Origin of the sequence: Paenibacillus sp. FSL H7-0690 (assembly GCF_037980415.1) — a bacterium.
GTDB classification, from domain to species: domain Bacteria; phylum Bacillota; class Bacilli; order Paenibacillales; family Paenibacillaceae; genus Paenibacillus_AQ; species Paenibacillus_AQ odorifer.
In genome coordinates this window covers 4,894,483-4,920,055 of the sequence record NZ_CP150281.1, presented here as the reverse complement: position 1 = coordinate 4,920,055, position 25,573 = coordinate 4,894,483, and the positions used below count along the sequence as shown (strand labels likewise).

Sequence of the window (25,573 nt, the reverse complement as noted above, 5' to 3'; positions counted from 1 at the left end):
GAAGCGGCTGTATTTCGACAGCCGTTTCGTTTGTGTTATAATGGTTTTTATATATTTTACAACATCTAGGAAAGCGGGGAACTATTCGTGCTGCTTCCACAAATAAATGATCCACAACAACTGAAATCACTGTCAGTCGAAGAATTAACTACTCTAGCAGAGGAGATTCGACGATTTCTGATTGAGAAGCTTACAGCAACCGGCGGGCACCTCGGTTCTAATCTGGGGGTGGTGGAGCTCACGCTGGCCTTACATTATTGCTACAACAGTCCTCGTGACAAAATGATCTACGACGTTGGCCACCAAGCCTATGTCCACAAAATACTGACCGGCCGTCAAGATCGCTTTGATACCCTGCGCAAATATCAGGGATTGTGCGGCTTTGTTAAGCGCTCTGAAAGCGAACATGATGTGTGGGAGGCTGGACATAGCAGCACCTCTTTGTCGGCAGCGATGGGGATGGCTATGGCTCGTGATCTAAAAGGCGAAGACAACAAGGTGATTGCCGTGATTGGTGACGGTGCGCTTACCGGCGGGATGGCTTTTGAAGCGCTTAACCACATTGGCCATGAGAAGCGTAAGCTGATGGTTATTTTGAACGATAATGAAATGTCGATTGCTCCGAATGTAGGGGCGATGCACAATTATTTAAGCAAAATTCGTTCGGACCGTCATTATTTGCGTGCCAAAGACGAGGTTGAAGGGCTGCTTAAGAAGATTCCGGCCATCGGTGGACGATTAGCGAAAACCGCTGAACAATTAAAAAACAGTCTTAAATATATGATGGTTCCTGGAGTATTGTTTGAAGAACTTGGCTTTACGTATCTTGGGCCAGTGGATGGACATGATCTGGAGAAAATGATCGACACCTTCCATCAAGCAGATAACGTGGCGGGTCCTGTGCTTGTGCATGTGCTGACGACCAAAGGCAAGGGCTATAAACCGGCTGAGACTGATTTTTATAAATCGCATGCTATTTCCCCTTACAAAATTGAGTCAGGTCAGGCACTTAAAGCTGTAGGTCCTCCAATGTACACCGAAGTATTTGGTAGTACACTGATTGAGCTAGGACGTGAAGATTCGCGTCTGATTGCAGTTACCCCTGCGATGCCAGGCGGTTCAGGTTTGTTTCCTTTTGCGAAGGAATTCCCGGATCGTATGATTGACGTGGGGATTGCAGAGCAGCATGCAGCAACCTTGTGTGCAGCTTTGGCTATGGAAGGGATGAAGCCGGTATACGCCGTGTATTCTACCTTCATGCAGCGTGCCTATGATCAGATCGTCCATGATATTTGCCGCCATAATGCCAATGTTATGTTCGCCATTGACCGTGCTGGATTTGTGGGTGCGGATGGTGAGACTCATCAGGGTGTGTACGATGTTGCTTTTATGCGCCATATCCCTAATATGGTTATGATGATGCCAAAAGACGAAAATGAGCTGCGTCATATGATGAAGACGGCACTTGAATATAATGACGGTCCAATTGCTTACCGCTATCCGCGTATTAACGGAACAGGTGTGGCATTGGACGCTGAACTGCATACCCTTCCTATAGGATCATGGGAACGACTGCGTACAGGAGAAGGATATGCTGTAGTGGCATGTGGTCCTATGGTTCAAGTGGCTGAAGAAGCCGCTGATTTGCTGAAGCGGGAAGGGATTCAGGTGGGCGTTGTGAATGCGCGTTTCCTGAAGCCGCTTGATAATTCCATGCTTCTGGATTTGGCTCATGCTGGAACCAATATGGTTGTTATTGAAGAGGCTTGCCAAGCGGGAAGTCTCGGCAGTGCGGTATTGGAGTTCTACGCGGAGCATGAAATTTATGACGCTCGTGTACATCTGATGGGTGTGCCCGACATCTTCGTGGAGCATGGCTCCATTAAAGAACAACGTCAGCAAACAGGTCTTACCGTAGAAGCGTTATGTGCACGTATCAAGTCCATGATGGCTCTAAGTGCTTATAATTACAAAACGACTTCGTCTTCCTAAGTGGAAGCCGGAAATTAGTAACCCTTGAACGATCGGGAGATGACCATGGAACACCGTAAAGAACGGATTGATGTACTGCTTGTGGAGCAAGGTTTTTATGAAAGCCGGGAGAAAGCTAAAGCTGCTATTATGGCAGGGTTGGTGCTCGCGGATGAGGAACGTATTGAAAAAGCTGGCATGAAGGTCTCGCGGGAGTCTACCCTTAAGGTTAAAGGCTCTGTGCATCCGTATGTCAGTCGTGGAGGCCTAAAGCTGGAGAAGGCTCTTCGCCAATTTAATATTGATCTTACCGGTCGGAACATGCTGGACATTGGTGCTTCCACTGGCGGCTTCACAGATTGTGCGCTTCAGAATGGTGTAAGCCATGTGTACGCCATTGATGTTGGCTATAACCAGCTGGATTGGTCACTGCGGAATGATGAGCGAGTGAGCGTTATGGAGCGTACGAACTTCCGGTATATGACACCTACAGATTTGCAGGGTCCTGTTCCGGACTTTGCCAGTATTGATGTATCTTTTATATCCTTAAAAATAATTCTCCCACCCCTCAAAGCCTTGCTGCAACGTCCAGCAGATATCGCTGCACTCATCAAGCCGCAATTTGAGGCTGGACGTGAGAAGGTTGGAAAATCAGGTGTGATTCGTGATTCCGCTGTCCATAAAGAGGTTTTGATTAATGTACTGACTATGGCTGCAGAGTTAGGATTCGGTCTCCATGGATTGACTTTTTCGCCAATTACAGGCGGGGAAGGCAATATTGAGTTTCTTGCTCATTGGAGACTGACGCCAGAAGTGGCAGAAGGCGAAGAATCATCCGTACAGCCGGCAGCTGCTGTTGCAGCAGTCATTCCAGTGGAGGACTTTCCATCCCTTGCTGATGAAGTGATTAAGCAGGCTACGGGTACTTTTAATGTGAGTTCTACTCATGGAAACCCCGCGCGCCGTTAGAGCTTTATGAACACCCCGTCAACCTCAAATGGTCAGCGGGGTGTTTTTTTTGAGCGGGAAGTCTGAAGAGTTCAACCTTGAAAATTCCTCTTCATCTGTTAAGATTGAGGGAGCAGATTTGCTCAAAGGGATTGAATTTATTAAAATAAAGACCCGGTATAAAATCCGGGTCTTTATATTTTGAATCTTTTTTTGGATTTACTGTGCTCGTTGTAATTGTAAATTGCTGAATTAGCGAATAATATCAATTATGCGGAAAGCTTATAAAAAGACAGCTTAGAAGCAGGATTTACCAGGGCTTCACGCGAATAAATCACCGAGGTGATTGATAGTGGCGGGTAGCTCTGACAAGGTCGTTATGGCGTTTATTGGGGTAGCATTATCGATTTTTATAATATATCGGATATATGTATGGCTGCAGAGTTCTCCGCGTTCTTTTATGAAGGATCAAATTCCTTTCAATAAAGTGATTATTCCACATCCCTCTATTGATATACTTGAGGATGAAGGATATGAGGTCGTTGGAGGGAAATTAAAAATCCCCTTGTCTTTCAACGTAAATGGGGCGCAGATGTATAGCCGGTTATTTATAGATTATGTGGCGACAAAAGAGGAAGGATCTTTATATTTAGTTATCCTTTCCAGACCACGCAAGCCTTTGGATTTCACTGGCAGTGGCTTACGTGATACCTTGCTTCCCTACCTGCTGATCTATCCGGAATGCAGCGGCGTTCTATATGTTAATGTAGCAACAGCATCGATCCATGTCATTAAGCTTGGCAAAGACGACGGAGAATCAAACTGAATCCATATTTTTTATATACCAGGAGGCAACAATGAAGGGACAACGACATATTAAAATTCGTGAAATTATTACACAAAAGGATATCGAGACACAGGACGAGCTTGTGGAAGCCTTGCGGGAATCAGGTTTTCAAGTTACTCAAGCCACAGTATCTCGAGATATAAAAGAGCTGTTGCTCATCAAGGTACCCATGGATGATGGAAGATATAAATATTCACTTCCAACGGATCAACGGTACAATCCCATTCAGAAGCTTAAGCGCGTTCTTGTGGATAATTTTGTGCAGATCGATTCCTCGGCTAATCTTGTGGTGATGAAATGTTTACCAGGTACGGCTAACTCTGTCGCTGCTTTAATTGATAATATTGACTGGCCGCAAATTATGGGAACCCTTTCTGGTGATGATACAATCCTTATCATTTGCCGTTTACCTGAGGACAGCAAGACCGTAATTTCACAAATCATGGGTTATATTTCTTAATTATAATTAATCAGATGCCTGTCATCTTCTCGGAGGTGCTCTATTAGTGTTAGAAACCTTGTCTATACGCAATCTTGCCGTCGTTGAGGCGGTAGATGTGCATTTTTATCCTGGCTTCCACGTGCTTACGGGGGAGACCGGGGCAGGTAAATCCATTATTATTGATGCGCTTGGATTGATTGTTGGAGGCCGCGGTTCTGCGGATTCCATTCGTTATGGTTGTGAAAAAGCGGAGATGGAGGCGCTCTTCAGTCTTCCCAGCGGTCATCCCGTTTGGGAGACTTTGGAGCGTCTTGGCATTGAGGCCCAGCGCGAGGAGCATCTTATTATACGACGCGAGCTTACCTCTCAAGGTAAAAGTACATCACGTGTAAATGGGCAGATGGTCAATCTTACCATGCTTCGCGAGATCGGCGAGCAGCTGGTTAATATACACGGCCAGCATGAGCACCAGAACTTGCTTAAGGCGGAACGGCATCTGGGACTGCTGGATACATACGGAGAACCGATTATTGGTCCGCTAAAGGCAGTTTTTCAGGAAAGGTATTCTGCCTTCGCGAAGGTGGAGAAAGAGCTGCGAGAGCTGCAGGAATCCAGCCAGAAGGCATACCAAATGCTTGACTTATATCGTTTTCAGCTTGAAGAAATTTCATCCGCCGGATTAAAACCGGGAGAAGATGAATTACTTACCGAAGAACGGGTCAAACTATCCCACAGTGAGAAAATGATGGATTCCGTATCGGGTGCATATGAGCTACTTTACGACAGACAAGGCTTGGAATCGATCGGTAATGTTATTTCCAGACTTGAGGATGCAGTTCGTTACGATGAGAAGGGTCTGCGAACAGTGCTCGAACAGCTGCAGTCCTCATATTACCAGCTAGAGGATGCTGCTTTTCAGCTTCGTGATTACCGGGAAAATATCGAGTTCAATCCGATGCGACTTGAAGAAATAGAGAATCGTTTGGATTTGATCACTGGACTCCGACGTAAATATGGAGAAAGTGTAGAACAGATTTTGGCTTATTATGAACAAATTCACCGGGAAACTGATTTGCTTGAGAATAAAGATGAATATCTGGAGAAACTGACGGCGAAGCGCGATTCGTTGCTGTCTGTATTAATGGAAGCAGCTACGGAATTAAGTGAAGCACGAAAGCTTTGTGCTGCTGATCTGGCCACCCAAGTGGAGGGTGAGCTCAAAGACCTTCAAATGGAAAGAACCTCGTTGCAGGTCAAATTGGACAGGCTGGAGGACCCGCGTGGAGTCGAATACAATGGTCGGCGTATTCGCCTCACAAGACAAGGGATAGACAGCGCAGAATTTATGATATCCCCTAACCCGGGCGAACCCCTGAGACCTCTTGGCAAAATTGCCTCTGGTGGTGAGCTGTCGCGTATTATGCTGGCAATGAAAAGTATTTTTGCGCGCCATGATGCAATTCCAGTTCTAATTTTTGACGAAGTGGATACTGGTGTCAGCGGCAGAGCTGCTCAGTCCATCGCAGATAAGCTGTTTAAGCTGTCCTCTACCTGTCAGGTGTTCTCCATTACTCACTTGCCGCAGGTGGCTTGTATGGCTGACCATCAGTACTTAATCCGCAAAAAGGTTGAGGATGGAAGAACCATGACTGAAGTGGAATCCCTAACGAACGATGGACGTGTAATGGAGCTGGCCAGGATGCTGGGTGGCGTAGAAATTACCGAAAAAACATTGCACCACTCGCAGGAAATGCTTAATCTGGCCGAGGCAAGTAAGGCTGCAACAAGCTAAGCGGAGCAATGATTGACAGTAATAAAAGCCTGGGGGCAAGGTTATCTTATAGGTACGCAATTGGCGACCACCTTTTTCGTCAAGCGAAAGAAGCAAAAGGGAGCGTGACAGCCATTGAAGCCTAACCTCAGGAAGTTAATGCCAGGCCTTTTATTTGCCTTCTTTCTTAGTTTATCGGGCATAACGGGAACAAACCTAAGTTCTGCTGCACCACTGCAAGGTGAACCAGCCAAGGTGACTGCACAAGGAATTCATTCCGAGCTTAAGGTGATCCCGGGAGGTCAAACGATCGGTGTGAAAGTGAAATCAGCAGGTGTTTTGGTTGTTGGTCATCATCTGATTGAAGTATCCGAGAAAACTAAGCTTTCCCCAGGAGAGGTCAGCGGTTTAGTGCCGGGTGATCTGATGATCTCCATGAATGGTGAGAAATTGGACGAGTTGTCCAAGGTGGCCAAGCTGGTGGATCGTGCTGGTAAAGCGAATAACCCCTTGACCATTGTCTTCAAACGCGGAGGTAAAGAGCATACAGCTAAGTTAAAGCCCGCGTATGACATTCATGACAAAGTGTGGCGGTTAGGCCTGTACATTCGTGATTCAGCAGCGGGTGTTGGCACATTAACTTTTTATGCTCCAGAGCAAGGTGTATATGGAGCTTTGGGACATGTGATTACAGACATGAATACCGGTACTCCAATTGTTGTAGGCAGTGGTCATATCGTTCAGTCCAGTGTCACCTCCATATCCAAAAGCCAGGATGGCGATCCGGGCGAGAAACGAGCGCATTTTTTGAAAGAAAGCCAAGTGCTTGGAAATGTGGAGAGCAATACTGACTTCGGCATCTTCGGTAAAATGAGCTCCAATCCCGAGCACAGTCTTTACAAAGAACCTATCCCCGTGGCGATGAGCGATCAAGTCAAGGAAGGTCCAGCTGAGATCCTAACTGTAGTTGACGGACAGCAGGTGGAACGGTTTAAGGTTGAGATCATTCATGTAGCACATCAGCAAACGCCAGCCACTAAAGGAATGGTGCTGCGGATCACCGATCCACGTCTTATCGATAAGACAGGCGGTATCGTTCAAGGCATGAGCGGAAGTCCTATCGTACAGGATGGCCGTCTCATCGGAGCCGTAACTCATGTATTTGTAAATGATCCTAAGTCCGGTTATGGATGCTTCATCGAATGGATGCTTCAAGATTCAGGTGTGACCAAACAGGAGAATAGGTATTCATTAAATCTTAAGGCGGTTTAGCCTTAAGATTTTTTGTCGAACGATTACGAAGAACCTCGAACATTGAGATAAAATATTTAATTATAATCCAACGCAGAAAAAAAATAAAGAAAAATAATTTTCGACAGAAGGGAATTCGATCTCCATGTCGAAAACGTAAGAGACAAGAAAAAAATGTTATTTTCGAATAGCAGATATAATTAAGGAGGAAGCAGCCAGTGCAGAATATTGAAGTGTTGTTGGCCGATGATAACAGGGAATTTACGAATTTGCTTTCCGAGTACATTTCTGAGCAAGAAGATATGACCGTAACGGGTATCGCCTACAATGGTGAAGAAGTGCTTCAAATGCTTAGCGAAGCGCGTAAAATTCCCGATGTTCTTATTCTTGATATCATCATGCCGCATTTAGACGGCCTAGGTGTATTGGAACGTCTACGTGATATGGATCTGAATCCTCAACCGAAGATCATCATGCTGACTGCTTTTGGTCAGGAGAACATCACTCAAAGAGCTGTACAGCTTGGTGCATCCTATTATATTTTGAAACCGTTCGATATGGAGGTCCTGGCAAATCGTGTACGTCAGCTTGTCGGCTCTCAAGGCAGCATGAGCTCCTCCTCCAACATGTACAATTATTCGTCGACGTCCAGATCGAATGTAGTGCCGCTCTCTAAGGGCAAGAACCTCGACGCTAACATTACCTCGATCATCCATGAAATCGGTGTCCCAGCGCATATCAAGGGCTATCAGTACCTGCGTGAAGCGATCACCATGGTATATAACAATATCGAGATCCTTGGTGCGATTACGAAGACACTCTACCCAGCAATCGCTGAGAAGTTCAAAACCACGCCTTCACGCGTAGAACGCGCGATCCGCCATGCGATTGAAGTCGCTTGGACACGTGGCAACATTGACTCCATCAGCCATTTATTCGGCTACACTATTAATATCTCCAAATCTAAGCCTACTAACTCGGAATTTATTGCCATGGTAGCGGACAAGCTGCGGATTGAGCATAAGGTTAGTTGAAAGGGTTAGGGGCAGTGCGTGGTAAGGGATTTTGAATTGTTGGAAGGTGTTTACAGTCAGTATATAAAAACCGATAAACTTGTTTTGAAGCCGATAAACTTTTTCCATCTCACCCGATAAACCTATATGGTTTATTGGGTTTTGTTTTTGTAGGTAAAGAGACGGAGGAATTGTATGAAGTTATCGGATTTGGAGTTTTTCTTAGAAGACTTTTTAGCATATTGTCAGAATAAAAATTTATCACGTAAGACCATTAACTCTTATGAACAATCTTTGAAGTTATTTGTTGCTTATTTAAAGAATCAGCATGATGTGGATAAGGTGAGAGAAGTACGTGTTGGACACATTAGGCAATATATTGCTTATATACAAGAAAGAGGTAAATATACAGTAGTAAATCGTGAGTCTTCCAAATTGGTCAATTTTCCAGAAAAGAGAATGGATTTTAAAAAAGAGGTTTCATCAATCACAATTAATAACTACATTCGAAACATAAAGGTTTTCTTTAATTGGTTGAAACAAGAAGGAGAGTTACTTAAAAATCCTGTTGAGAATATCTCACAAATAAAAACTGTAAGGAGACAGAAAAAGGGAATAAGCCAAGAAGATTTTAATGGATTGATTGAAAAATTTGATTACACCAAGTTTCATGGATATCGAAATAAAATCATCGTGTTATTGTTGCAAGATACTGGCATGAGAATTGGTGAATGCTTAGAAGTAACAGTAGATGCTATCGACTTTAAGAGTAAAATGATTCTATTGACTAAAACTAAAGGTAAAATAGAACGGTATGTTTATTTTTCCAATGTGATGCAGAGGGAATTAAAGCAATATCTAAAATTTAAAGACCGATACACAGAATCTGAATTACTTTTTCCAACAACAAAAGGAACTCCTTTAAGTATTCAATCATTCGAGAAGCAATTAAAAGATGTTAGCAGAATGGCTGGGTTAGATGTTCACCCTCACATGATTCGGAATAATTTCGCAAGGCATTATTTGTTGAACGGCGGGGATTTCTATACGTTATCTCGTATTCTTGGTCATAGCTCAGTCACGGTTACAGAGCAAGCCTATATGGATTTAACCCGTGAAGAAATAGCTAAGAAGTATCAAAATCATTCTCCACTTAGTAAGTGGAAGCTACAAAGGTAACAATCATGTCGTGAAAAAAAGAAAAGACTAAAGAAGTTGTGAATCGTCTAATACATGAAATCATAATTTGTTAGATGAGCATAAGTTTGATTGATGGAGTTGATCGCAAAAGGTTAAACTACATCTTAGAAAAATTAAACGGGGGAAATACTTGTGTCATCTTAATTTGAATATCTTATTTGTTATCCTTTTAAAGGATAGAAAGTTGTTCCTAGAGTTTGATAATGGTGAATGTCGGTTGTTAGATATGGAAATGTCGTAAAACATACAGTATTATATTCTGTTCTTCTCTGCCAATATTGATTAACTATTTCAGTCGTAATTACTTTTATAGTTAGAAGATAATTTGAGGGGGAATACAGATGGAATTTAATATGAGTATCAGACAGGGGTATCAATTATTACGAAAACAGAAAAAGATTAAGTTGAAAGACCTTTCTGTAATAGTAGGTGTTTCAGTGCCTATGTTATCAATGTACGAAAATGAGAATGTCAATCTTCATAAAGAAAAAGAAAAGAAGTATCGTGAGTTCATTATCAGTTCTTCTAAAAGAGGGATAAAGTAGAGTGGGATTTTAACAAAAAGAATATTTCCAGTGTTATTTAGACCCTTGTTCACGTTTTTGATATGGACAAGGGTCTTTTTTTTATGTAACTAAAAATTGTTTTGGAAATAATTTAAATAGGAGTGATGTTATGAGCAATGCCACTGTTGTACAGACCAATGATAATATATTTATAGGTTCAGATTCAGCAACATCAGCAATGTTAGATGGACAATTATATAGGGTAGATCAAAAAGCGACCAAGTTATATCATTTTGATAACTTGGTTTTATTTTGTTCTGGGAACTTAAACTATTGCTACGATTTAGTGGAGGAATTTTCAAAAGAAAAATTCAAAGATGCTACTGTTATCAGGAACTTATTGATCACAAGTCACAATGGAGAAGAAGTTGATATTTTGCTGTGTGAATTTAAAGATAATAAGTCGTTTGTATATCAAGTATCTCCTTATAATGATTTTGAAATTGTTTGTTTTTCAGATATCCCTATTGGTGGGGTAAATGTTGTGACAGCAGGGATAAAAACAAAAGAGTCCTACAAACTAGCATATGAAAATTTACTCCAAGGGAAGAGTGTTTCCGATGTATATAAGTCGATATTTGATGGTATCTCGTATGAAGGAATTGGTGGAACATTAACAGTGTACAGGCTAAATAAAAGTGGAGTCAGTAAGTATCTTACTCATGAGATTACAGAAAAAGTAAAGTTTAAAACACTAACTATAAGTGATGTCTTAAATCAATTTCATATGCAGTTAATCGTAGGAGAAAGGGTATATGGTAAGCTTTTTACAGGTGTTAACCTTGCTCTAGAAGATGAAGATGGTATTATGCTGACACAAGGTAGTAAGACGCAAATCTTTGATCGGAATGGCGAACTAGTTATGAAACTCGGACTAGTTGATGAGGAGCCTGATGTATTTGGGCTTTGGTCATTCAACGATGTCACTAGAGTTAAGCTGGATAGCACAGAAGGCTTTGTTATTGATAGAGCAAGCAAAGACACTGCTACTTATTCAGATGGATGGGAGAAGATAATGTGGGCTGACCCTTCGGATGGTACGCTCTACACGAAGGGTTTAGTAGCTGAGAATATTAAAATTGTTAATAAGGTTGGAAAAGTCATTCTGGACGCTGAGAATAACTATCTGAGCATTGGTGACTTCAACACTATAGTAATGGACAATAAGCTTACTTCAATGGAAAAAATGCAAATCATCACAGAGTTATACAAGATCAATTCTGGCTATCACAGAATGCTTAAACAAGCAGAAGGATATCAACGTTCTCAGCGTGATGATATTTTTGATATGGATGCACAATTCTTTGCCAAGACTCCAAGCATAATTGACTTGTATTCAACAACCCCTTTGACAGATGCGTATTTCGCGTTAATGACTTATATCTCTCAGTATATCGAAATCATCACAAAGGATAGTCCATTAAACATCAATGTGAATTCTCCTATGACAGATCAAACGAGTGAGATTCCAGACAGAGCAGAGTTCATCTTGAAATTTAGGACATACTACGACGAAGAAATTAACATTCGTAACAAAATTGAAGATGCTCTGTTCTATTCAGGACTTAACATGGGTCAGTACTATAATAATGTTGTTATTGGTCAATTTGGATTCATTGCTTTGCGTGATGATGGAAAATACCGCTCAGTTCTTAATGCAACGAATGGATTGGCGTTGCAGAAGTGGGAGAATAATAAGTGGACTAATAAAGTGTATGCTTCTATTGGTAATTCTTCATATGAAGATGGAACGCTTATTGCAGAGGATTTAGTAGCGAAACGATTACGAATCGAAACTAAGCAAGGAAAAGTATTGCTGGATGCCGCTGCGCTCAACTTCGACTTCTCTGTGTTGGATTCGATTATCCTCGATGATGTGATTATGTCAACAGAAAAGATAACATTAATCAATCAATACAAGAGTATTACAAAACAATACATTACTCTTGAAGAACAGTTGGATAGGTATGCAACGACTATTTATAGTGACAGGGATTCTACTTACTCAGGTCTTGATGTTGCGAAAACTAGATTGGTTTCAGCAGGAGAAGATTTGACGAATACGTTTAATGCCCTGACATCATATATGGCTCCTGTATGGGCTGACATGAACGCTAAGACTCATATTGTTGATGACCTACACTCTACAAGGGATATCTTCCACGCCAAGTGGGAGGACTTCTACAAGGCGTATGAGTATGGAAGAAGTATGCTTGCAGACTTCCTTGAGAAGAGTTCATTACAATTAGGAAGAAACTATAACAATACTGTTATAGATGCTTTGAATGGCGTTGTAGTTACCAGAGGTAACATGAAGAATAAGACTACTTTGAATGCAACATATGGAATTAAGATTGAGCGTAATGATGGAACTGCACAATCTCCAAGTTGGTATAAAACATTCTATGTTGATGTTGATGGAAACTTATTTGCAGAAGATATGAGTACAAGAAGATTGCGTATTCTTGATGCTAATCTAGGCGATGCGATTATATTTGATTGGCAGGATGGAATTACGATTAATGGTAAGCGTGGCGAAGTAATCAGATTAAATGCAAATGAAGGAATTGACATTAAGGTCAATGGAGAAAAAAGATTTTGGGTTCATAATGATGGAACGCTTCGGGCGAGAAAGCTGATTATCGAACCAGACATAGATGGGGAATTAGTACTTGATGAAGAGACTAATGGATATATCTCTGATCTGATGGTAAACAGCTTGAAAGCAGTAGAAAGAAACGGAGAAAAGCAGGATTATGTGTATATACGTAATAACTTCTTAAAGTTGAACACAGGCAATTCATCAAAAAGTGATATAACGAAATTTATGTTACTTTTAAATAAAGAAGACTCGAATTCGGATTACAGCTATCCAGAAATGATTTGGGGTCAAGGTAATGGTGTAGGTGGAAACATTGGTTATATTAGAAAACTTCCAAGTGCAATGCAATTCCAATACACTAATGACGCAGGAAATATGAGAGCGTTAGAGTTAAATGCAGCACAAGGCAGTGCTGTAAAAATGTATGCAGTTGGTGGAGAGGTAGTAGTGGAGTCTGATACAAATATTACTCTTAGATGTGGTTCCAGTTCCATTACATTAACACCTAATGGAGTTAAGATAGTAGGTTCCAGAATAGATTTGAACTAAGCATCTGTGAAAGAGGGAAATACCCCTAACCCCTAATCTTTTTAATAAGATTAGGGGTATTTTTTTTAAAAATCACAATTGATTTATCCCCATCTGAGATAGAGGTTTTATGCTGCTCTTAAGTGTGAAAATTTGTTTTATTCCATCTTTTTTTCTCCTCTGATACTCTAAATAAAATGTAGATTCAGTTTAGACTGAGTACTGAGGTTCAGAATAAAGAAGATTCCTCATTATTATTGAAGTTTATGAGCACCAAAAACTTGTCTGTGATGATAACTGTCAGATAACCATTCTAGCATTGGTGAGTATATTCATCGATAGATTGGGAGGAATACTTTCAAATATCTCATTATTGTACTGGCTACGATCTTTTTGGTTTTTCATAACATTATCTACAAAGTCAAAATTTTATTTTATGATTAGTCCTGCTTCTGATAATCTTTTTTTCAAATAGTCAATATCGCTCCATCTCTCATTAGAAGAGACTCTCATAAAAATGTAATTCCTCTCTTTGGCTAACTCTTCTTTCAGTTTATCATTCTGCCTATCCCTTAAATATCTCTCAGTTCCCCCGAAATTTGGAACAGGAGTACGATGTTGTTTTCCATCAAACTCAACAATGAGATTAATTTTCTCGAAATAACCATCACAATATAAGTGTTTGCCTCGTATACCAATAAAGCCAAGACCATGTTTTTTCTCTTTGATATTTACAATTCACTATTTCTTTAATTATTTCTAAAAATATTTTCTCGGATATCTTTTTTTCCATTATTTTATATCCATAGTGGTTTGGGACTTCGCTCCATTTTAGATTTAGTCGTTCACAAATTATTCTATAACTAAATTTGGAATGTTTATTAAATAGTCTTCTTGTTGGGTGAGTGCCGTATTTTTTTAGAAACAAATCAAAGACTCTCTTAAAATCATCTTCTAGTTCTGACATTGGAATGAGACTTTCCTCCTTAAACTTTTTCATGGCAAGGATGGATTTTTCCTTGTATGACAAACTTCTCTTTTTAAAGTACATATTTAGTTCATTTTCATCATCTATCATTCTCCTAAGTACCTCGTCCCAATATTGATTTTGAATTCCGTAGTAATCGCAATAAATACTAGGCAATATTTTTCCATGGACTAAAAATTCCGAAACTGAGGGGATAGTTCCTATTTGTTTCTTAACATTGAAAAAATGATTTCTTAATATTGAATCATTGTAATTTCCTTTGTAATGCTCATTGATGAAACCTGATCTTTCTCTTACGATCGCTATGTCTAAAACATCAGAAAAAACATATTGCTTTAAATAAGGATGTTCCCTCGTAAACTTTGTGGAATCTGATTTACCATTGTTAAATGCGTGTAACTGATATTCTTGTACAGCATAATCATAAAGAGCATTTAATTGATTATATTCAACTAATAATTCCTTCCATGTTTTTTTCAAACCCTTGATGATACCCATACTAGGAATTTTGCTAATCTCATCAAAACCTTTCCTCGTAAGATACTTACCAGACTGAGATATTACAGTTAGAAACTCACGTATATATTCTTCATCAGACCATTTTCGTATCTTTGACAAATAATATCGTTTGAAGTATTCCTTGCTAGCAGTAGTAATGTGTACTACCTCCTTATCTGAGTTGCAAATCTTGTTGTAAGGGGAGTATATTATGATGGGTTCGAAAATGTAAATGGAAAGAATTTCTGTTAATTAATGTCAAATAAAGTACTGTCCTATTATTATAGTGATAGCAAGATAAAAAATCTAATGTTATCAAGGTTCTGCTATGATAAATGTTTTGTATGAGTGTAAATCGGATGCTGAAATTACATTTTATTACCGTTTTTTTTAAGACTTTGCGGAAAAATGTAATATTGCTATGATTAAGTGAAACATGGTGGATTGCTAGAATAATTGATCTATAAACATACACACATATTCATAAGAAACGGAATGGGGAAGATAGAAAATATGCTTGATGAAATATCTAAGGAAGATATGGCTCTTAATGAAAACGTGATAGATAATTACGCAAGGGTTTATGGTTCGCTCTATACAGATAAAATTAATGAATTAAAAAATGTTATTAATTCAAAACACTCTTTATCAGATAGTTTTAATGTATTTGCATTGGAAGCGGGATTAGGGAAAAGTAAGGCAATTATAGAAGTGATTAATGAGAATTTAGATGATTGGGATAATAAACAATCGTACTTGATAGTTAGAAGATTCACGATTGATATTCAACAAAGTCAGAAATATCTTGAACATCATAATAATCCGTTACTTACAAAGGTATTAGGAATTACGTCTGACAATTGGAATGAGTGGCAATACAAAATAGATAAACTGAAAGATATTCGTGTTCTAATTATCAGCCACCAACGCTACATCAACCTCTGTCTGGATGATACAGTGAGGCAAGCATTTATGGTAAACAGGAAAGTACTTGTGATTGACGAAAAAGTAAATTTCCCTATTTATACTTTTTCAAAAAAAACTTATGACGAAGTTCGTTCTCTACTCCATACAAGTATTCAGCCAGAATATGATAAGGTTTGCCAAAAGCTTTTAAAAGAACTCCAAAAACAGGAAGTCCAGAAGAGCATTAACAAAGTATTACGCTGTGAACCAAAGATTCATCCTGCAACACTAGTGAATTTTCAGAAAGTCATGGAAGTGAACATTGAAAATGAGAAAGATAATAAAACCAGAAATACGCTAAAGCATTTTATGGCTGGGCTTGATCAGTGGTACAGTACCAAATGTGTTTACAATAGCGGAAACATCTCCACATACAATCGAAAACACAAGTTGTGGGGACTGAAAAATAACATCATCCTTGATGCAAGTGCAGGAATAGATGGGATCTACAATCTTGGTAACTTCAAACTCATTGGTCAGAAGAGGATTGTAGATCACAGCAACTCGATTTTCAGAATTTTTAATTTTAATTCAAGTAAAAGCCACTTACGAAATAATCATAGTGAATTCTATCCTGAGATTTGTGAGAAGATTAAAGCTAATCATAAGACTGACGACAAGACATTAATTATCTGCCACAAGGACAATCACAAAGCCATCTTGGAACTATTATACCAAGCAGAAATATCTAGAATTGGGATTGGTGATGAATACAATGGAGAAAAATTCGCTATCAATTGGTTTGGTAACTTGATTGGTAAAAATGAATATTCTAATTTCACACAATGTTGGATTATTGGAACACCCAACATTCCATATGAGCAGTATCTAGTTCAATACATGATGCACAAGCAAGATGATTTGGGGAAGAAGTCAATTGATATTGTGCGTGGCAGATTCAAAAACGATGAATTTAGGGCTGTCCAGTTAGGCTATATTGCTTCTGAAATTTATCAGAGTATCAAACGTATCCAACGAAATGCAATGCCACATGGCGAGTTTTTTATTGTCAATAGTGACGAACAGATTATGAAAATGGTGTTAAGCCAAATCAAGGGTACTGACAATGTCGAAATTACCGATATGGACTTCCAGCAGAAGAAAAAAGGATTGAAAAAAGTAGATAACGTTGACAGAATTGTTGATTACTTATATAAATTATCAAAGGGAGAGTACCCCAAGAAAGATGTGTTTCTAGCTTTAGGCATAACAACGAACTTCAATAGAATTTTAACGGACGCAAGGGTAAAAGCCTTACTCGCTACGGATACTGGTCTAGGTATCATAAATGTACATAACAAGTTGATTGAGAAACTGACTGACCCTATCGATCCTGCTGATGAATAATAGAAGTTTTTATATGTATTAATAGTAAGAAGTACGCAATCAATCAATTCTATTTATTATATAGAAGTAATGATGACTTGGTTGAAAAACCTAATTATATCAAGGGATTTATAAAATGATATTCGGAAAAGTTATGTCATAGTTTTGGGCAAATATGGCTATCTAGTATAAGAACAAGAATTTTAATGTGAACGATGACTGTTAAACTTATTGTTAATTAGCAATTCGCTGTCGCTCATTGCGGGCTAACGCGGACACCGCTTCGCTCCTGTCCTTGTTTATGATTCGAATCGCTTCGCTCTTTCGAATCATTTAGTGACACTCTAGGTAAGTATATTAAGGAGAAATCAAACGATAATTCTAATTATGTAGGTGGAGAAACAAAATGATACTTTTAAGACGTATCACAACGAAGTTGTGGTACGGCAAAAAGTATCATTTTGTTCGCCACTATGTTCTTGTTACTTGTTAAGAAGCAGATTTAAGGAAGAATATTAAATAGAATTCTTGTAACGCACATAGTACACATCCAGCCCGAAATCTATATTAATTATTGCGCGATACGATAACATAAGAGGATCACATTGCCTTGTTATTCATTAACTATAAGTGTCAATGATAGGCTTCAACTGATGTACTCTTAGCTTCCAGGAACAGGATAAGAAAGCATTTTGGGCTTTACGTAGAAATGCAAATATGGATTGGTTAGCTATGGTGGGGATTCAGTTAAACGGAGTATAAGGCAAAAGGCTAAGGAGCCATCAGTTAATCTGTTTGATCTCTTTGTCGCTCATGGCGCAGAGAAGGATATGATATAGAAAGCAAGACACCTATCTCATTATGAAGTGGGTATCTTTGTTTGTAACTCATATTATTGAACTATCGTGTCCCGTTAGTTTAATTGATTACCTTTGAAAAGTGAGAAGTATTTGAAATGTATCCATAAATGAAAAATGTATTGTTTTCTTCTCTATACGGAATTCTTAATTCATGTAAAATCGAAAGAAATTCTTTACTTATGTCAATTAATTCAGGAGGAAGCAGATTCCCCTTGTGCTTCTGATACCTTGGTCTAACCCGTATCCATTCTACAGAAAAAAAGGTGAAAGTCCTTCTATCCAATCCCCTAAATACCAGACGTCGGTTTCAAAGTTCTCTGGATAAAGTACATCATCTAATACATACTTAGCTTGATATGGCGGGGTAAAAGGGAGTTTATTTATTACATCACTTTGTAAGTTTCCCCACTTAGTGTCATTCATAACTGAACATAATTGTTTCTGTGTAATAACTTCATGTACCCTTTTTTTAAAATCCAGTTCATAACCCACAATAAAAAACCCTCCTGAATAAACAACATAAATCCCACGCTGATCTGCCCGTGTGTCGTTATTGAGTTATCGTGTCCCGTTAGCTTAATCAGAAATGCCTCATGTGGACCGAGGAGCGAATGCCCCGAAGCATGGATTCGCTTTTAGATGAACTACCCTATTCATCGAAATTAACCTGCAAGTTATTAATAATCATCCCATAAATGTCCTCTTTCACGATATCCAGCATAGTTGTAATGACAAATATTCATTCCAAGCGGTTCTTTGCAAATATTAATTTTGAGTAAAAAATCAATTATTTCATCTGGTAGCTTTGGATGATAATAAGGTAGTTCTGAATTTTTTATTTTCATAAGTTTTGGTAACAATGGTTTATTTGGTCCTGCTTGTCCTTCAGAATTAGAGACAACAATCGTTTCCTTTGAATCAATATCATAACGCACATCATTTCTACAGAACATTTGTATTGAGTAATGATTTAGAAAAGTTCCATCTGCTTTTTCATATGAGATTATCAAATAACCAATTGGGGTAATATTTCTTCCTCCAGATTCATTCGTTAGAAAATGATTAATCTTTATAATTGTTGTTCTATCGCTCTGATTTGTTATATTCAATTCATACTGGTTTAAGATGAATGTTTCCATTTTTCTTCTCCTCTTTTTCGCGAACTTCGAAGAATCGCCTTGCCTAAGGTATTCGTGAAGTGATTACGATATCCTGCCCGTTAGCGTAACGATAGACTGCCTAGCGACAGCCCTTCTCAGTGTTGAACTATAGTGTCTCGTTAGTTTAGCGAGCAAGACAAATACGATTAGCGTAATGGTTCGCCGTAGATTACATGAAAATGAAGATGTTTTGAGTCTTGGTACTTTCCCAAATTAGTCGACACCCTGCAAGCTCCATACTCAGACTGCACTTGCGATGCAACTTTTTTAACAACGTCCATCAACTCAATTAAGAGCTCATTGTCGCTTTGTTCCAGTGTCAGAAGAGATGAGATATGCTTCTTCGGAATCGTAACAATGTGAACGGGATAAAAAGGACGAGTGTGATGATATGCAAGAACGTTATCAGTTTCAAATACTTTTTGTACAGATGTACGACCACTTAATACCTCATCGCAATAAAAATCCTCAGTCAAACTTATCCCTCCACGTCTTGTTTTTCTTATTTTAACATTCGGTATATTTTGTCAGTATCCTGCCCTTTAGCGCAGCAAGGCTGCCAATCGTGCTAGCAGCATTATCATGGTTGAACTATCTTGTTTAACGTAATAAGTTTATTTTCTATCATTTACAAAACTACCTACTATTGAAATGATTAAACCAACAAATGACATTCCAAGACCAATTACTGATGCTGATCCACTTGATACCAATATCATTGCAATACCAAAAAGGATAATTGCGATTCCTAAGAGAATAATTTTCATAAACTTCCTCCATTTTCATCAATCAAAACCCTTTTATCTCATACTACTATATCAATTTGAATTATATATATAGTTTTATTTGTTATATTATTCTGCCCGCTAGTTAAATAAAGGCAATCGATCACGCAGCTGCCAAATCGTATTTATTGAGCTATCGTGTCCCGTTAGTTGAACGAGCACGCTTTCTTTTATTACACAATATCTTCGTACTGTGCAACAATCACTATGTCTCTCTACGAAAAAGATTAATTAAGATAACTGAAAGGATAGTTTAATCATTTGCCGAATACCTTAGACAGGGCGAATTTACGAATTTAGTAAAAATTGGAACACCACCTTTTATTTTCCTCAAACTTTCTAATTACGATTTAAAAAGGAGATCTATAATGAAACATCTTTGGTGGAAAATTTCATTTTATTTCGTCTTGTTCGTGGTGGTCTTATTCATGACAATCAATGACTATTCACGAGTCTTGATAGTAGGAACTGCTGTGATGGCTACCCTGATTTTTTTCATAATCCAATTCATTTATCCGTTAACTTTGGAAAAACGTGTGGATCGAGTGGAATCCTTTTTACGCAGCCAAAAAAACATGCCTGGACTCTATATTAATTATGTTTTTGCTAACAGACTTGAGGATGAAGCAAAAACGATTATGGAGCAGCTTATGAACAAATATAAGAAGGCAGCAGCACAGGCATCGTACAAGGCGGCATACGGCCTTTATCGCAAAGATATGACTGCAGTTCAAGAAGCCGTACCGTATATCCGCTATTCTGATTACCGAGCATATTACGAAACGATTCTACTGTCGGAGGACGGGGAGAATGCTCAGGCGCGAAAACATCTTGAATCCATCAAGAAGCCTTGGATGAGATCAGCACTACTCGCGGAAATTGAACTCAAAACTGGCTGCATCGAAACTGCGGTCAAGCACGCTAGGGAAGCCCTTAACTCTTCGAGAGGCGTTCAGCATTATGTGTTACATAAGGAATACGAAAGGAAATTACCACAGGCTGTTGAACTCGTATCGTAAATTCAGACGTGGCTACACCGCCCCACTTAGTAAAGCCATACCATAGATGACAGATCCTCATTCCGTTAAGGGGAACGTTAGTTAAAAAAACAGCGGCAGTCTTGACTTTGGTTTTTAGTTCAGAGCTGCCGCGATAAGCGAGTTTTCTCACCGTACTATCCCTCCCTTACTGTGCAGTATGCGTCAAATGTGACATAAAACCTCCACTTATTTTGTTCAACTAAACTGCCCGTTAGCTTAATGAACAATAACAGAGTTACGTGGATGATACTCAATGATAATAGTTCCACCCAGCAAGAGCATACTAATTATAAGCGATACGATACGGCTTAGAACATCATAATGTAATATATTAGTTGTCAATTACCCATTAATTGGGGGTTCGTAAGTGGAGATAACGATGTTAGTGAATGCCTGTGAATATAATGTGTAATTTTATATGCTTGAAAATTACCGATAGAGTATCAATACATCTACGAAAAGGATAAATAGTGTTCAACTACAGCTACTATGCTTGGTGTAGTTGAAATAACGGTTTCTAGTGAGGATTAATGTAATTGACGATCGTACTCTTTAATTTGACGATAGAATGTATTAGGCTTCATTTCATCCCTTTGCACCTGATTAAGAATAGGATCATTTAGACATATAATAGCTCATAATGGAATCGAGAGCGTTATCCCAAATAAGTAGACTCTCTTGGGACATAATGGACTCTCAGTGTTATCAACGGTTTACAATGTCCCATATACATGTTTCAAAAATGATGCTACAATATGGTTAATTAATACATATTGGGACGAGGTAGATACAGATGAAATATGGATATGCGAGAGTAAGCAGCGTTGGTCAGAATTTGGATGTTCAGTTTAAGCAATTACAAGACTATGGTTGTGGAAAAATATTTAAAGAGAAAGTTAGTGGTAGGACTAAGGAGCGTAAGGAGCTACAAGCGATGTTGAAATTAGCAACTAAAGGAGACACAATTGTAGTTCCAAAGCTTGATCGTCTGGCACGAAGTACAAGAGACGCACTCACAATCATAGATGATCTTAATAACCGAGAGATTGCCCTAGTCATATTAAATATGGGTGGAGACGTTGTGAATACGTCAACTGCTATTGGAAAGCTTCTTATAACAGTACTCAGCGGTATTGCAGAGTTTGAGGCTGATATGACCAAGGAACGACAAACTGAAGGTATTGCTGAAGCGAAATTGAGAGGTGTCTATAAGGGTCGTCCTAAGAAATACACAGGGAAACATAGCGGTTTAAACCATGCTGTAGATTTATTTGTGAATAGAGATACTAATAAATACACCGTAAAGCAGATATGCGAAATTACCAAAATAGGACGCAGTACACTTTATCGAGAGTTACAGGAACGTGGACTACAAGAAGCAGTGATTTGAATAGGAATATAACATGTTAATGTATCACTCGAAAGATAAGGATCATGAATGTTATGCGAAAGGCAATCCTTGCGAGGAAGGCTTCTGTTCGTATTAGCTGCTAGGTGAATAGATATACATGCTGTTTATTCTGGAGCCATGTTCAGCGGATATGATTCTACGTTACAGTGTGCCAAGTGAAGAAGATAAGCATAAGGCTGTAAAAGCAATATATAAGGATCTGCCACTCAATATGAGTGTTTTTTTGTATTTGTATCAAATTACATAAAGGTTAATTGACACATTTCATTTGTGGGTATGTATTATTCATATTTGCCGTGGACAACATGACGCTAAAACTGACTTAGAGTGTGTCTACGGTTGAGCGAAAGGGAATTTTGTAATTTTAAAATGCTGATAATATAATTAAAGTGGATTAAAACTTCATCTTTTAGTTGTTAACCGAACTTTGTCGAGCAATAAAAAAAAAGTAGTTGCCGTTTCCTTGGTGGGGAGTTAGGCGATTACTTTTTTGTTTTCTCCATATCGGATATAGTATATTTGAAATAGAAATTTTATATGGATCTCCGAGGAGTGAAATTATGAAGCCCAAAAAGTTTGAATCTTTAGATGAAGAGTTTCTGAAGTATAAACGCCAAGTTGTAAAACCTGCATCCTATGAGAAAATCAGAAAAGCAATAGGTTCATTGACGAAAGAAGAGGCTGATGCACTCAGAGAAGATGTTCGGCGTTCGAGAGAGGAAGACTGGAGATAATTCAAGTGCAGATATGTATTAAGGTATTCGATCCAATTGAAGAAGATAAGCAGTAAGTAGTTGAACATATATACAATGATTAGCCACTCTATATAAGTGGCTTTTTTGTTATGGAAAATCGGGAGGGGGATGGTTTACAGTTGAAACTAGACTTGTATATGGGAAAATGGCAGATACACATACAGCCAATAATTTGATGATGAGTTGGAGTGATCAGTAAAGACAATCTGACGTATTACCCATTTTCATTTTGAAATGATCGCTTCGATAATGATATAGGTCGTTAGAATAGGCTCTATAAAAATATAATCATCAATGTTAAATTGATCTAGCTTTTTCATTTGCTTCAAAATGTAAATTGTCCTTCAAGAATCTCACAATGAACCTTCTGCACGCAAGTTATTGACAGTGTTGTGCAGGTCGAGGATGGAACGTGATAGGCGTTCTATCTTGGATACGACAAGCGAAGCACTTTTGACATTGTTCTTATAGTTGCTTAGTCTAAAACGTTTATTTGTGGATGTTCCAGTTACTTGCTCATGATAGATGTTAGCACATCCTGCTTCTTTAAGAAGTTGCTTCTGAGTCTCTAGTCCATTGTCCTGCCCAACTGTCGATGTTCTAGCGTATCCGTACATTGTCATTGTAATTACTCCATTCGTCTAAATGTTAAATAACTTCTGCACCCTCTATTCCAGACTATCTTCTGGACTGTTACAAGTACAAATGTTTCAGACTTCTAAACTGTTTTCACCCTATGACAAAAGTCGAAACTTCTAGACGACTATGTAAGATTGTTGGTTTTCAACTAAAAGAAAAACCGCCTCATGATAAAGGGGCTAATTGAACTATCGTTCTTCCGCTAGCGTAATATCTTACCTGTCATCTATGATAAGGTTCACCGTACAGTATCTAACACAAAGTATTATTTGAATAGAAAATTTACATTTCAATTTAATTAAAATGACCACTTCAATTATGAAGTGGTCATTCTGACATTCTGTTATATAAATTAATTCTCATATTTTCTAACTTTATCAAATAGTTCGAACCCCACATTTCTTTATAACCTTCTGCTTCAGCCAAACTAATTGTTGTATACTTCTTTAAATGGTATAATTTATAAAACATCATTTCAAGGAGATTTCTTGTGATTATCAACCATAATATTTCATCATTAAATACATTAAATAAATTAAATAAAAACAACAAAAAAACGGCATCATCTATGGAAAAGTTAGCTTCTGGATTACGAATTAACAAAGCCAGTGATGATTCAGCAGGATTAGCCATAAGTGAAAAGATGAGAGCCCAAATAAGAGGACTGCAACAAGCTGAACGTAATATACAAGACGGGATATCTCTAATTCAAACTGCTGAGGGTGGTCTTTCTGAAATTCAAGACCCTAACCTACTAAGACTACGGGAGTTGGCTATTCAATCTGCTAATGATACTTTGACCAATGAGGATAGACAACAAATACAAGAAGAGGTTCAACAAATTAAAGAGGGTATTGATGAGATTGCTAATAATACTAAATTTAATGAAAATAATTTATTGAATACAGAAGGCACAACCATAACTACAACAACTACAACAACTGTAACTAACTTGGTACCTCAAACTGTAAGTATATTATCCACAGGGGCTGTTTATTACACTGAATTTCTACAAAATCCAACTGGAACTGAAGTTTTTGGTCTTGGATATTTCCCACAAACAACTGGAGATGGAAGAATTGTTTTTACCTTTACAAATCCACCATCCAATCCAGATGATATATACACTCCTATTGGTGCAGATTTAAAAGAGACTTTAAATAATATTAAGATTACTTTCGAGTCTATTAAGCTTGGTTCTAGCGGTACATCGGCACAACAGAATACGATACTCTCAAAGAATATGAAGCTTCAAATATATGAAAATCATTTGGTCCTCATTGCGGACGCAAATATGGAATCTACAATTGGTGGAGGTGCAGGAGGAACAAATAATGGAGGACATTATTTCGGGACGGGAACTACTGCGCATATTAATTACAATTCCGAAGTTACTACAACCATTACTAATACGACGACGACGACAACTCCAGAGAGTATAATATTACAAATCGGTGCTAACTCTGGAGAATCATACTCACTTCAACTTACTGATGCTAGAATAAATGCACTTGGAATTGATAATATTGACCTTTCAACAAGACAAGGTGCGGAATCTGCAATATCAAAGATAGATAAGGCAATTGAAAAAGTTTCATCTGAGCGTGGTAAATTTGCTTCTTCTCAAAACAGGTTAGAACACGCATTAAATAATGCTTCCAACTATGAAATAAATCTAACTGCTTCTGAATCTCGTATTCGTGATGTGGATATGGCTAAAGAAATGATGGAATTAACTAAGAATCAAATATTATTTCAAGCTTCACAAGCAATGTTGGCTCAAACAAACCAACAACCACAAAATGTTTTACAACTATTAAAATAAGCAAATATCATTAGATGATTCTGCTTATTTTATTTTTGATTAACTCAATAAAACTTAATCCCAACCAGAAGCCCTAGGAGTCAATCTTAGGGCTGTTTGACCTTTTAACAATGAGTCCTCAGTGACAATGTTAATGCCTTATACATGCGTTTCAGCGTCTTAAATTGGGCATAAGAAGAGC

Annotated in this window: 22 protein-coding genes; 16 read left to right on the top strand and 6 right to left on the bottom strand. The window is 38.4% G+C overall.

The genetic code is table 11. From position 1 onward, the window contains the following. Nucleotides 1-87 precede the first annotated feature (87 nt). From dxs to MHI32_RS21705, 10 genes are all read left to right on the top strand, one after another. Nucleotides 88-1,992 carry a 1-deoxy-D-xylulose-5-phosphate synthase gene (gene dxs / locus MHI32_RS21750; protein WP_076129652.1) on the top strand — a complete coding sequence of 635 codons (1,905 nt, stop codon included), beginning with the start codon at nt 88-90 and terminating at the stop codon, nt 1,990-1,992. 45 nt (nt 1,993-2,037) lie between these two features. Then, entirely contained in the window at nt 2,038-2,940 is a 903-nt protein-coding gene (locus MHI32_RS21745) for a TlyA family RNA methyltransferase (RefSeq protein WP_076308890.1), read from the top strand. A gap of 331 nt (nt 2,941-3,271) precedes the next feature. After that, the gene (locus tag MHI32_RS21740; protein WP_232061423.1) at nt 3,272-3,745 is read left to right on the top strand and encodes a hypothetical protein; all 474 of its coding nucleotides are present in this window, start codon (nt 3,272-3,274) and stop codon (nt 3,743-3,745) included. A 31-nt stretch (nt 3,746-3,776) separates the two neighbouring features. After that, complete coding sequence (gene argR / locus MHI32_RS21735) at nt 3,777-4,226, top strand: transcriptional regulator ArgR (protein ID WP_036682813.1); 450 nt, start codon at nt 3,777-3,779, stop codon at nt 4,224-4,226. Between the two features lie 46 nt (nt 4,227-4,272). Continuing rightward, a complete protein-coding gene (gene recN, locus MHI32_RS21730) occupies nt 4,273-6,000 on the top strand; it encodes a DNA repair protein RecN (protein WP_076129654.1) in 1,728 nt (575 codons plus the stop codon). A gap of 114 nt (nt 6,001-6,114) precedes the next feature. After that, on the top strand, nt 6,115-7,251 hold the full coding sequence (gene spoIVB / locus MHI32_RS21725; RefSeq protein ID WP_076129655.1) for a SpoIVB peptidase: 1,137 nt from the start codon (nt 6,115-6,117) through the stop codon (nt 7,249-7,251). A 197-nt stretch (nt 7,252-7,448) separates the two neighbouring features. After that, nucleotides 7,449-8,264: a sporulation transcription factor Spo0A gene (gene spo0A / locus MHI32_RS21720; protein WP_036682806.1), complete on the top strand. Its 816-nt coding sequence runs from the start codon at nt 7,449-7,451 to the stop codon at nt 8,262-8,264. A gap of 174 nt (nt 8,265-8,438) precedes the next feature. Then, the gene (locus MHI32_RS21715) at nt 8,439-9,422 is read left to right on the top strand and encodes a tyrosine-type recombinase/integrase (RefSeq protein ID WP_340010832.1); all 984 of its coding nucleotides are present in this window, start codon (nt 8,439-8,441) and stop codon (nt 9,420-9,422) included. Nucleotides 9,423-9,784: 362 nt separating this feature from the next. Continuing rightward, nucleotides 9,785-9,988, top strand: a complete 204-nt coding sequence (locus tag MHI32_RS21710) for a helix-turn-helix transcriptional regulator (RefSeq protein ID WP_340010831.1) — start codon at nt 9,785-9,787, stop codon at nt 9,986-9,988. A 130-nt stretch (nt 9,989-10,118) separates the two neighbouring features. Continuing rightward, nucleotides 10,119-13,160, top strand: a complete 3,042-nt coding sequence (locus MHI32_RS21705) for a hypothetical protein (protein ID WP_340010830.1) — start codon at nt 10,119-10,121, stop codon at nt 13,158-13,160. A 646-nt stretch (nt 13,161-13,806) separates the two neighbouring features. Here the strand turns inward: MHI32_RS21705 and MHI32_RS21700 are convergent. After that, nucleotides 13,807-14,745: a hypothetical protein gene (locus MHI32_RS21700; RefSeq protein WP_340010829.1), complete on the bottom strand. Its 939-nt coding sequence runs from the start codon at nt 14,743-14,745 to the stop codon at nt 13,807-13,809. A gap of 393 nt (nt 14,746-15,138) precedes the next feature. Between MHI32_RS21700 and MHI32_RS21695 the strand changes: the two genes are divergently transcribed. Continuing rightward, a complete protein-coding gene (locus tag MHI32_RS21695; protein WP_340010828.1) occupies nt 15,139-16,938 on the top strand; it encodes a hypothetical protein in 1,800 nt (599 codons plus the stop codon). 1,088 nt (nt 16,939-18,026) lie between these two features. Here the strand turns inward: MHI32_RS21695 and MHI32_RS21690 are convergent. From MHI32_RS21690 to MHI32_RS21675, 4 genes are all read right to left on the bottom strand, one after another. Next, nucleotides 18,027-18,269, bottom strand: a complete 243-nt coding sequence (locus MHI32_RS21690; RefSeq protein ID WP_340010826.1) for a DUF6678 family protein — start codon at nt 18,267-18,269, stop codon at nt 18,027-18,029. Between the two features lie 185 nt (nt 18,270-18,454). Beyond that, a complete protein-coding gene (locus MHI32_RS21685; protein WP_340010824.1) occupies nt 18,455-18,916 on the bottom strand; it encodes a hypothetical protein in 462 nt (153 codons plus the stop codon). A gap of 167 nt (nt 18,917-19,083) precedes the next feature. Beyond that, a complete protein-coding gene (locus MHI32_RS21680; RefSeq protein ID WP_340010823.1) occupies nt 19,084-19,413 on the bottom strand; it encodes an HIT domain-containing protein in 330 nt (109 codons plus the stop codon). 138 nt (nt 19,414-19,551) lie between these two features. Further along, a complete protein-coding gene (locus MHI32_RS21675) occupies nt 19,552-19,704 on the bottom strand; it encodes a hypothetical protein (RefSeq protein WP_340010821.1) in 153 nt (50 codons plus the stop codon). Between the two features lie 386 nt (nt 19,705-20,090). On the opposite strand from MHI32_RS21675, the gene MHI32_RS21670 reads away from it, so the two are divergent. The 4 genes from MHI32_RS21670 (at nt 20,091) to MHI32_RS21655 (ending at nt 22,907) form a co-directional block, all read left to right on the top strand. Then, the gene (locus MHI32_RS21670; protein ID WP_340010819.1) at nt 20,091-20,741 is read left to right on the top strand and encodes a hypothetical protein; all 651 of its coding nucleotides are present in this window, start codon (nt 20,091-20,093) and stop codon (nt 20,739-20,741) included. An 814-nt stretch (nt 20,742-21,555) separates the two neighbouring features. Continuing rightward, entirely contained in the window at nt 21,556-22,152 is a 597-nt protein-coding gene (locus MHI32_RS21665) for a recombinase family protein (protein WP_340010818.1), read from the top strand. 118 nt (nt 22,153-22,270) lie between these two features. Then, nucleotides 22,271-22,420, top strand: a complete 150-nt coding sequence (locus MHI32_RS21660; protein WP_340010817.1) for a hypothetical protein — start codon at nt 22,271-22,273, stop codon at nt 22,418-22,420. A gap of 313 nt (nt 22,421-22,733) precedes the next feature. Then, complete coding sequence (locus tag MHI32_RS21655) at nt 22,734-22,907, top strand: hypothetical protein (protein ID WP_340010816.1); 174 nt, start codon at nt 22,734-22,736, stop codon at nt 22,905-22,907. A gap of 374 nt (nt 22,908-23,281) precedes the next feature. Here the strand turns inward: MHI32_RS21655 and MHI32_RS21650 are convergent, their stop codons facing one another. Next, nucleotides 23,282-23,551, bottom strand: coding sequence for a recombinase family protein (locus MHI32_RS21650; protein WP_340010814.1), 270 nt, complete (start codon nt 23,549-23,551; stop codon nt 23,282-23,284). A gap of 506 nt (nt 23,552-24,057) precedes the next feature. Between MHI32_RS21650 and MHI32_RS21645 the strand changes: the two genes are divergently transcribed. Continuing rightward, a complete protein-coding gene (locus tag MHI32_RS21645; protein WP_340010812.1) occupies nt 24,058-25,392 on the top strand; it encodes a flagellin in 1,335 nt (444 codons plus the stop codon). Nucleotides 25,393-25,573 lie beyond the last annotated feature (181 nt).

Coding starts and splice junctions, on each gene's coding strand:
- MHI32_RS21745 (WP_076308890.1), top strand. CDS start 2,038: ATGGAACACCGTAAAGAACGGATTGATGTACTGCTTGTGGAGCAAGGT.
- argR (WP_036682813.1), top strand. CDS start 3,777: ATGAAGGGACAACGACATATTAAAATTCGTGAAATTATTACACAAAAG.
- MHI32_RS21715 (WP_340010832.1), top strand. CDS start 8,439: ATGAAGTTATCGGATTTGGAGTTTTTCTTAGAAGACTTTTTAGCATAT.
- MHI32_RS21710 (WP_340010831.1), top strand. CDS start 9,785: ATGGAATTTAATATGAGTATCAGACAGGGGTATCAATTATTACGAAAA.
- MHI32_RS21705 (WP_340010830.1), top strand. CDS start 10,119: ATGAGCAATGCCACTGTTGTACAGACCAATGATAATATATTTATAGGT.
- MHI32_RS21695 (WP_340010828.1), top strand. CDS start 15,139: ATGCTTGATGAAATATCTAAGGAAGATATGGCTCTTAATGAAAACGTG.
- MHI32_RS21685 (WP_340010824.1), bottom strand. CDS start 18,916: ATGGAAACATTCATCTTAAACCAGTATGAATTGAATATAACAAATCAG.
- MHI32_RS21675 (WP_340010821.1), bottom strand. CDS start 19,704: ATGAAAATTATTCTCTTAGGAATCGCAATTATCCTTTTTGGTATTGCA.
- MHI32_RS21670 (WP_340010819.1), top strand. CDS start 20,091: ATGAAACATCTTTGGTGGAAAATTTCATTTTATTTCGTCTTGTTCGTG.
- MHI32_RS21665 (WP_340010818.1), top strand. CDS start 21,556: ATGAAATATGGATATGCGAGAGTAAGCAGCGTTGGTCAGAATTTGGAT.
- MHI32_RS21660 (WP_340010817.1), top strand. CDS start 22,271: ATGCTGTTTATTCTGGAGCCATGTTCAGCGGATATGATTCTACGTTAC.
- MHI32_RS21655 (WP_340010816.1), top strand. CDS start 22,734: ATGAAGCCCAAAAAGTTTGAATCTTTAGATGAAGAGTTTCTGAAGTAT.
- MHI32_RS21650 (WP_340010814.1), bottom strand. CDS start 23,551: ATGACAATGTACGGATACGCTAGAACATCGACAGTTGGGCAGGACAAT.